Genomic DNA, 1,029 nt, shown 5'->3' on the forward strand with positions numbered 1-1,029 from the left:
GATAATGCATTTTGTTGATTTTCATTTGCCTCTTGCTCAAAGTTCCCAAATTCGAGTAAGAGGAATTTTTGTTTTTGGTCGTCGCTCCCACACGCCGCTGGAACCCAGCGACCGCATCGGCCAGCCGTCGAACGGTCCCCACCCGGAGAAGTCGCCGATCACCTGCACGCCGCGCGCGGCCGGCGCCCACACCGCGAACCCGACGCCGGTGCCGCGGGGCTGCGCGCCCAGCACCTTCCACAGCTTCTCGTGCCGGCCCTCGCCGATCAGGTGCAGGTCGAGCTCGCCCAGCGTGGGCAGGTGGCGGTACGGGTCGTCGCACTCGGCGCCGTCCACCAGCAGGCGGTAGTCGAGCACCACCCCGGGCACCTCGGCGGCGAAGATCCCGTCGGGGTGCACCTTCGCCATCGGCACCCGCTCGTCGCCGGCGACGACCGAGACCTCCTTGGCGCCCTTGCGCAGCGTCCGGATCACCGTGTTCTCACCGGCGGGGTGTGCGCCCAGGATCGAGTGCGGGTCGTGGGTCTCCCCGGCGATCACCGCGTTCATCGCACGGGGATCGGCGGCGGCGGACGGTGTTGTCGATCCGATGGTCATCGCAAACTCCCGGGGGTCAGCCGACGAGCCGGGCGATGGAGCGCAACGGAATGCGCAGCCATCCGGGCCGGTGCCGGGCTTCGTACGCGGCTTCGTAGACCGCCTTGTCGAGCTCGTAGGCCGCCAGCAGATGACCCTGGTCGCGTGGGTCGAGGCCGGCGGCGTGGGCGTATCCGTCGCAGAACGCGCCACGGTTGCGGTCCACCCATTCGCGGGCGCGGGCGGCGAGGTGTTCCTCGTCGTCGGAGTCGACGAGGAGCTGGTACGCCGCGTACTCGAACGACCGCAGCACCCCGGCGACGTCGCGCAGCGGCGAGTCGGGCGCCCGGCGCTCCTCCAGCGGCTGCCCCGGCTCACCCTCGAAGTCGATCAGCAGCCACGCCGCCGGAACCCGCAGGACCTGGCCCAGGTGCAGGTCGCCGTGCACCCGCT

3 pseudogenes are annotated in these 1,029 nt (G+C 69.9%); all 3 read right to left on the reverse strand.

Features of this window, described 5'->3' with window-relative positions:
• Window positions 1-83, reverse strand: a pseudogene (locus AB0M20_RS45595) (replication/maintenance protein RepL); the annotation flags it as partial.
• A gap of 1 nt (window position 84) precedes the next feature.
• Window positions 85-549 (reverse strand): annotated as a pseudogene (locus AB0M20_RS45600) (1,4-alpha-glucan branching enzyme); the annotation flags it as partial.
• Between the two features lie 64 nt (window positions 550-613).
• Window positions 614-1,029: pseudogene (locus tag AB0M20_RS45605) on the reverse strand (maltokinase); the annotation flags it as partial.

The organism is Actinoplanes sp. NPDC051633 (assembly GCF_040681735.1).
In the GTDB taxonomy this organism is placed as follows: Bacteria; Actinomycetota; Actinomycetes; order Mycobacteriales; family Micromonosporaceae; genus Actinoplanes.